Annotated in this window: 1 pseudogene; it reads left to right on the forward strand. The window is 75.8% G+C overall.

Annotation, left to right across the window (positions count from 1 at the left end):
* Positions 1 to 516 (forward strand): annotated as a pseudogene (locus MZTS_RS24830) (heme biosynthesis protein HemY); the annotation flags it as partial.

Consider the following 516-nt stretch of genomic DNA (forward strand, 5'->3'; position numbering starts at 1 on the left):
CGCCGCGCGCCGGCACGCGGGCGATGCCGAGCGGCTGCTCGGCAGCCAGCCGCTGACCCTGCTGCTGAAGGCGCAGGCCGCCCAGATCTCCGGCGACCGCGAGGCGGCGGAGCAGGCCTTCAAGCGCATGGCGGACGACCCCGAGACGCGGGTGCTCGGCCTGCGCGGCCTGTTCGTGGAGGCACGCCGCCGCGAGGACGAGGGCGCCGCCCGGGCCTACGCCACCGAGGCCGCACGGCTCGCGCCGAGCGTCACCTGGGCCAATGAAGCGGTGCTGGAAGCCCAATGTGCCGATGGCGAATGGTCGGCGGCGACGGAGACGGTGGAACGCCGGGCCTCCCTCGGCCTGATGGACAAGAGCGTGGCCCGCCGCCAGCGGGCGGTGCTCCTCACCGCGGCGGCCCAGAGCCATGAGGCCGGAGAGCCCGAGACCGCCACCGAGCAGGCCCTGAAGGCCGTCAAACTCGCCCCCGAACTGGTGCCGGCGGCGGTCATCGCCGGGCGGCTGCTCGCCCG

It is taken from the genome of Methylorubrum zatmanii, from assembly GCF_014845115.1.
GTDB classification, from domain to species: Bacteria; Pseudomonadota; Alphaproteobacteria; order Rhizobiales; family Beijerinckiaceae; genus Methylobacterium; species Methylobacterium zatmanii.